The organism is Dehalococcoidales bacterium, from assembly GCA_041656115.1.
Taxonomy (GTDB): domain Bacteria; phylum Chloroflexota; class Dehalococcoidia; order Dehalococcoidales; family UBA5627; genus UBA5627.
In genome coordinates this window covers 46,503-52,805 of sequence record JBBAED010000007.1, presented here as the reverse complement: position 1 = coordinate 52,805, position 6,303 = coordinate 46,503, and the positions used below count along the sequence as shown (strand labels likewise).

At 42.8% G+C, this 6,303-nt stretch carries 6 protein-coding genes; 4 read left to right on the top strand and 2 right to left on the bottom strand.

The features are described from left to right. Window positions 1–563: sodium/proton-translocating pyrophosphatase (locus WC958_05195; GenBank protein ID MFA5629626.1), on the top strand; the 563-nt coding region annotated here is incomplete at its 5' end. 4 nt (window positions 564–567) lie between these two features. Here the strand turns inward: WC958_05195 and WC958_05190 are convergent. Continuing rightward, window positions 568–1,191, bottom strand: a complete 624-nt coding sequence (locus tag WC958_05190) for an MBL fold metallo-hydrolase (protein MFA5629625.1) — start codon at window positions 1,189–1,191, stop codon at window positions 568–570. Window positions 1,192–1,307: 116 nt separating this feature from the next. Here WC958_05190 and WC958_05185 point away from each other — a divergent pair, with 116 nt between their 5' ends. Together WC958_05185 and ccsB are read left to right on the top strand one after the other, a co-directional pair. Beyond that, window positions 1,308–2,618 (top strand): cytochrome c biogenesis protein ResB, encoded by a 1,311-nt coding sequence (locus WC958_05185; protein ID MFA5629624.1) that lies wholly within the window; start codon window positions 1,308–1,310, stop codon window positions 2,616–2,618. A 26-nt stretch (window positions 2,619–2,644) separates the two neighbouring features. Then, entirely contained in the window at window positions 2,645–3,478 is an 834-nt protein-coding gene (gene ccsB / locus WC958_05180) for a c-type cytochrome biogenesis protein CcsB (GenBank protein MFA5629623.1), read from the top strand. A gap of 239 nt (window positions 3,479–3,717) precedes the next feature. Here the strand turns inward: ccsB and WC958_05175 are convergent, their stop codons facing one another. Beyond that, window positions 3,718–4,095: a sigma factor gene (locus WC958_05175; GenBank protein MFA5629622.1), complete on the bottom strand. Its 378-nt coding sequence runs from the start codon at window positions 4,093–4,095 to the stop codon at window positions 3,718–3,720. 360 nt (window positions 4,096–4,455) lie between these two features. On the opposite strand from WC958_05175, the gene WC958_05170 reads away from it, so the two are divergent. After that, complete coding sequence (locus WC958_05170; protein ID MFA5629621.1) at window positions 4,456–6,165, top strand: multiheme c-type cytochrome; 1,710 nt, start codon at window positions 4,456–4,458, stop codon at window positions 6,163–6,165. Window positions 6,166–6,303 lie beyond the last annotated feature (138 nt).

Here is a 6,303-nt window from a genome sequence, read left to right as displayed (position 1 = left end):
TACTTGACCCGCATGTTGTTGCCGGTTTATTCCTCGGCGGTTTATTGCCGGCAGTTTTCTGTGCAATGACGCTTAAAGCGGTTGGAAAGTCGAGCTTCTCCATTGTTAACGAAGTTCGACGTCAATTTAAAGAAATGCCGGGTATTATGGATAATACCGAAAAGCCGGACTACGCCAAATGTGTTGATATCTGTACCAAAGATTCTCTCAAGGAAATGATTTTGCCGGGCGTCATCACTATTCTTTCACCTGTTGCTATTGGAGTATTACTTGGACCGATAGCCCTTGGCGCATTCCTAATCGGTGCTATCATAACCGGCCTTGTACTGGCTATCAGTTTTGCCAATGCCGGCGGTTCCTGGGATAACGCCAAGAAATGGGTGGAAACCGGGGCTCACGGCGGCAAGGGTTCGGAAGCTCACAAGGCGGCTGTTGTCGGCGATACCGTTGGTGACCCGATGAAAGATACCTCCGGGCCTTCGCTAAACATCATGATTAAACTGACCTCAATAATTGCACTCGTTATCGCACCGATATTTGTTGGCTTTAGCGGGCTTTTATAAGAAGTTAAATTAAAAATGGATTACCCCGGCGCTCGGCTCCGATAGTAGTTTGGGGACCGTGCCCGGGGTAAACTATTGTCTCATCATCAAGCGTCAAAAGCTTCGTTTGGATACTTTTTATAATGGTGTTATAATCTCCGCCCGTACGAGGTAAATCAGTTCTTCCGATACTGCCATTAAAGAGTGTATCGCCGCTAAAAAGGACCCCCTCCCCTAAAAGGCATACACTTCCCCTTGAGTGACCGGGCGTGTGAATTACTGTAAACTCCAGCTCTCCGATTTTTAATATATCGCCTTCGCTAAGCAAAATATCAGGGGTATTAACCGGATTATAATCGAGGCCAAACATACTGCATAGCGCGCTGTCTTGCATTAAGGGGATATCATCCGAATGGATGGCAATTTTGGCGCCCGTTGCCGATTTTACTTCATTTGCCGCTGAAACATGATCGCCGTGCCCATGCGTAAGTACAATGGTTTTGACTTCCAAACCCAGGTTTTGAATCTCACGGAGGATTATCTCGGCATCTCCGCCCGGATCAACCACCATCGCCTTTTTTTCTTTTTCACAACCGACAATGAAACAGTTAGCTTCAAGTAAACCCACTTCCAAATGTTTTATAATCACGTCAATTTCTCCTGATTATCAAGCGTTATTGCTCCATTTTAGCATCGGGTTATGTAAATGTTAAATTAGTGCAATATCGCCTTGCAATTAGAATATTTTAATGGTATAAGTAGAAAATGACTAAAAACGACAAGCAACAAGAAGTAACTCAAACTTCAAGTTCATTCGATGCAAGATTAAAACGAATTTGGAAGGCTTTGAGCTCGGCAAAGCTGGCGTTTGCCCTTATCCTGATAATCGCCGCATTAAGCCTGGTCGGCATCTTTTCGTCCGTCAAAATTTTCTCTTCATGGTATTTTATCGCTATCGCCGCCCTGTTAATGCTAAATATCCTATGCTGTAATATCAATCGCTGGAAAAGCATTAAAAAGAATTTAAGCGGCGGATGCATAAAACAATCGGAGAACTTTTTTAACGAAGACGGAAAAGCGACAGCTATCGCAAATCTTTCGTACGATTCCGAATCCGTATACAAAGCGGTGACGTCTGTGTTTCAAAAAAAGCGCTATCGATTGCGCATTGAAAAAAACGAGAATGAAATTCATATTGCAGCGGATAAAAACAGGTTCTTTCTGCTTGGAACTTACCTGAGCCATTTAAGTATTATTCTTTTGGTACTGGCGGCCATAATCGGCGGGGCTTTCGGTTTCCACGAACCGGCCTTTATAGTTGCCGAAGGGAATACTCAGGAAGTCGGTCATGACACCGGATTATCGCTGGGGTTAATATCCTTTACCGACTCGTATTACGATGACGGAATGCCTTCGGATTACAAAAGTGAAGTGATTTTGTACAAGGACGGCGTTGAAGTAACCCGAACCTCGGTACGGGTTAACTATCCTTTAAGTTATGAAGGAGTACGTTTCTTTCAATCTTTTTTCGGACCGGCGGTAACAGTAGAAATTAAAGCAAACGAGCAGACAATCTATTCCGGCAATATCGCATTATACAGCAGTTTTGAAAGTTACGGTTATTATCGAAACATCGGATTTATTGATATAGATGAGTTTAAGTTGTCTTTGGCGATTTTTACCCCTTCATATAATGCACCGGATCCAATGATACCCCAAGGACACTTAGGGGTTTTAGCATACAAAGACGGCCAAGAATTGGGAGTCCATTTGCTTGAAAAGGACACCCCCGTGGAAGTTGACAAGGTTTCGCTTACTTTTATTGCCGATTCCAAATACTCGGGGTTTCAAGTTAAAAGTGACCCGGGAAATATTCTGGTATGGATAGCATTCTCGCTTTTTATTATCGGCTTAGCAATGGTATTTTACTTCCCTCATAGCCAAGCATGGATTTTAATTAAAGAGTTACCGAACGGGCATTGTAAGTTATTTGTTAAAATTATGGCTTCAAGAGCCTTTGACAGCACTTCGGCATTAAATGAATATGTTACCGGAATTAAAAATAAGTTAAACTAGACAATCCAAACAGGAAGAGGTGAATTATGGATAGTATTGAAACGATTGCATTGGCATTAGCTATAGCAGGCGTACTGTTGTCGATTGTTTTTTACATTATTGCTTTTACCAAAGGACGTAAAGGCGCGGAATATAAGAGCTCCTTTTTTACCCGCTCCCCGTTCGATTTGGCGGGAAACATAACTGTAATTACAACAATTTTATTAATTACAGTCGCTATTGTTGGCAGGGCTATCGAAACCGGACACGGCCCGTTCTCCAATATGTACGAATTTGCATTGGCCTTTTCCTGGGGCATAATCCTCGCCGGATTCATTTTTCATTTAAAATATAAGACCGGCTCAATTCTAAATATCAGTTTAATAATTGCGCTGCTGTTACTTATTTTTGCCAGAGTACAATACATTCCGCCCAATAACCTTATGCCCGCCCTTCAGCAGAGTACTTTACTATCGATTCACGTTGCATCGGCGGTAGTTGCTTACGGAACCCTTACAATCGGATTCGTTACGGCTGTATTACACCTAATCCAACATAAACGCAATGTATCGTGGCTCCCCGACTTGGAAGTGTTGGATAACATTACTTATAAATCCGTAATTATCGGCTTCCCCTTTTTAACGTTGGTAATTGTACTGGGAGCGTTATGGGCTGATATCGCTTGGGGGAGATATTGGGGATGGGATCCTAAAGAAACCGCCAGTTTGGTTACTTGGCTCATTTATGCGGCTTACATACATACAAGATTATTAAAAGGCTGGAAGGGCGTCCGTGCCAGTGTGCTTCTTATAATCGGATTTGTGGCAATCGTGTTTACCTTCTTCGGTAATTACATTTTTAGCGGATTGCACAGCTATTAATATTTGTTTTGGCTAAGCGAAGCAATTCCCTCTTGTCTTTGCGAGACCATTCCCGTAGGGAAGGCGGAGCAATTCTCCCTTGTCTTTGCGAGCGCAGCGAAGCAATCTCATATAGATTAAATTCCTTGGAGATTGCCACGTCATTCGCCTGACGGCTCGCTCCTCGCAAAGACGCTACTACTATTGTCATTCTGAGCTTGCCGAAGAATCTAGGAGTTGGCGGATAGTGTAGTGTTCAGTTACCCTTTATACGGTAGAGCGATGCCTCTTTTTTGTTTCTGAAGATGCCTAATAACCTTCGTTTCCCGTCCTCTTAGATCCTTCACTGCGTTCAGTGGGATACTTTTCTTTCTGAACTGCCGGTTTGCTTCATTTACCAAGATTCGCATCAGCCAGGGTTTCAGACTGCCACGGTCACGCAAAGATGGCAGCTTTTTCCACATTTTGAGAACGGTTTCCTGTACGACTTCCTCGGCAGATTGCCTGTTTTTAAGTATCAGATAGGCAGTACCGAGCAGCAAGTTCTTATACTTCTCTACAAGAATACGGAAAGCGACTTCGTCACCCTTTTGACAGCGCTTTACCAGTTTCTCTTCGGAATATTCCTGTTCGCCCATTTTATTAATCTCCTGCTGATAATATAGATGCAGAAAATCGTTAAATCGTTCCCGTGTTTGGCAGTTTTTAATTGCTTTCCCAGGTGGGATTATTGTGGCCTTATTTAGATTATAATATTTAATTAGCAATATCCATAAACTCTTATTAACGATATCATATCGGTAAATATGGATAACTTTTGCCAATAGTAATCAGATACCAATCAAAGTGATGATTTAGTAAAATCCGCATCTATTCATTTAGCGGACTGCACAGTTACTAACATCTGTTTTAGGCATTAAAAATTACGATTAAAGCTATTGACTTTTCGATTTTTGAATGATATGGTGACAAGAGGAGCAATTAGGAAAGGAGTTACTATGCTAAAAAACAAAACCAGCTCGATTGCGTTATCATTGATTCTTGTTTTTACATTGTTTGCTTCGTCTCTTTTGGGGTGCGGAGACGGCAACGGTACTACAAAAACTACTGAATCTACAACATCAACCTCTACAACTACCACACAACAATCGATAAACCAACCGGTGTTTGAAGGTATGTATTCCTATGATGAATTTGAAACCCCGACTTCCTGCGGCAACTGCCATTTCGATATCTACTCAGCTTGGTCTAAAAACCAGATGGCAAAGGGTTATACGAACTCGTGGAAACAAGTTGAGTACTTCCAATTGGCGTATGCGCAATCTCAACAAGTTGAAGAGGTTGCAGGAGTAGCATCCGGATGTATAATGTGTCATGCACCGCTGGCATTTCTTGCCGGTGATATTCCTCCGGCTCCTTCATCCGAAAACCCGAGAGCCAACGAGGGTATCAGCTGTGAAATCTGCCACTCACTAACCGGTTCAACCGAATCAGCCCCATTTAACTTTTCGGGAATTATGCACCTTGGTAATACTAAGTACGGTCCAAGAAACGATTCGGAAACAACCTACCATGACAGTGAATTCAGTGCATTTGTCGGTTCACCGCAACACTGCGGGCTCTGCCATGATGAACAAAGCCCTTACGGTGCGTGGGTTAAAGAAACCTATCGCGAATGGGCTGCAGGACCGTTCCCCGCTATGGACATAACTTGTATTACATGTCATATGGATACCACTAAAGGTAAAGCAGCTCTGGACGGAAAAGAAAGAGATGATTTGGCGGTACATACCTTTGCTGCTGTACACTCACCCGAGAGAATGTTAGATAACATTGAGATAATCCCTAAAGTGGACTCGGAACAAGTTGCAGCCGGTGGTACGTTAAAAATCACCACTGACTTACGCTGTTTGATGATGGGGCATTCTTTCCCCAGCGGTTCAACCGAAGAAAGAATGTTATGGATGGAAGTATGGGCAACCGATAGCGCGGGAAAACGTTATCATATCCCGGTTGATCCTAAAGGTTTCCAAGGGGAAGAATTTACGATAGCTGACTCGACAGCCACCGCTTACAGCGATATGGCGACTGTTATGGAAATTGCTAACTTCGAGGGAATTTCTCGCGATGGAGACGTTCCTGACGGGGCTCGAATATTCCGCCGCCCATTCTTTAACCCTGAGGGTGAGATGACTATAATGCAGTGGTATACCGCAGAAAACACCCTTGTTGATTATCGTTTCGGCCCGCGTGAAACAAAAACCGAAACTTATACTTGGAAGCTGCCCGCAGATATTGCCGACGGTCCAATAACAATTGATTTTAAGATTTATTTCAGCCTCGTTCCGTCATCAATAGCGGACTTTTTAAAACTTGAAGAAGAATTCCATGCCGCCTACCTAACCGGCAGTAGTTCCATAATTATAAACGATGAACCTAAAACCCCGCCGCCGACAGTGGTTAAGACGTACGGGGATAAAGAAATGACGGGTTATATCATTTTTGTTTCGGATTGTGCACGATGTCACTTACTTGAGAAAAACACATTAGCTTGGTATGGGAATGCGCAAAATTTACTTGATAAGATTTACACCATGCCCGGCGGTAACGACGATGTTTTAAGCTTTTTCTTAGTGGAATACGGTTGGGTTTCCGCCGATACCATCTTTGATTTAGATACATTATCTGATATTGTACTTACCAAATAATTAATTTGTTTATAAAGTAAATAGCTGGAGCCGGTCTTATCGATAAGACCGGCTCCTTTTTTAACGCTGCCGTAGAGACTATGAAATCTGATTTTTAACACCGACCTTGTTATTTTTTGACATATTCTCTTAAAGCTG

Coding starts and splice junctions, on each gene's coding strand:
- WC958_05185 (MFA5629624.1), top strand. CDS start 1,308: ATGACTAAAAACGACAAGCAACAAGAAGTAACTCAAACTTCAAGTTCA.
- ccsB (MFA5629623.1), top strand. CDS start 2,645: ATGGATAGTATTGAAACGATTGCATTGGCATTAGCTATAGCAGGCGTA.
- WC958_05175 (MFA5629622.1), bottom strand. CDS start 4,095: ATGGGCGAACAGGAATATTCCGAAGAGAAACTGGTAAAGCGCTGTCAA.
- WC958_05170 (MFA5629621.1), top strand. CDS start 4,456: ATGCTAAAAAACAAAACCAGCTCGATTGCGTTATCATTGATTCTTGTT.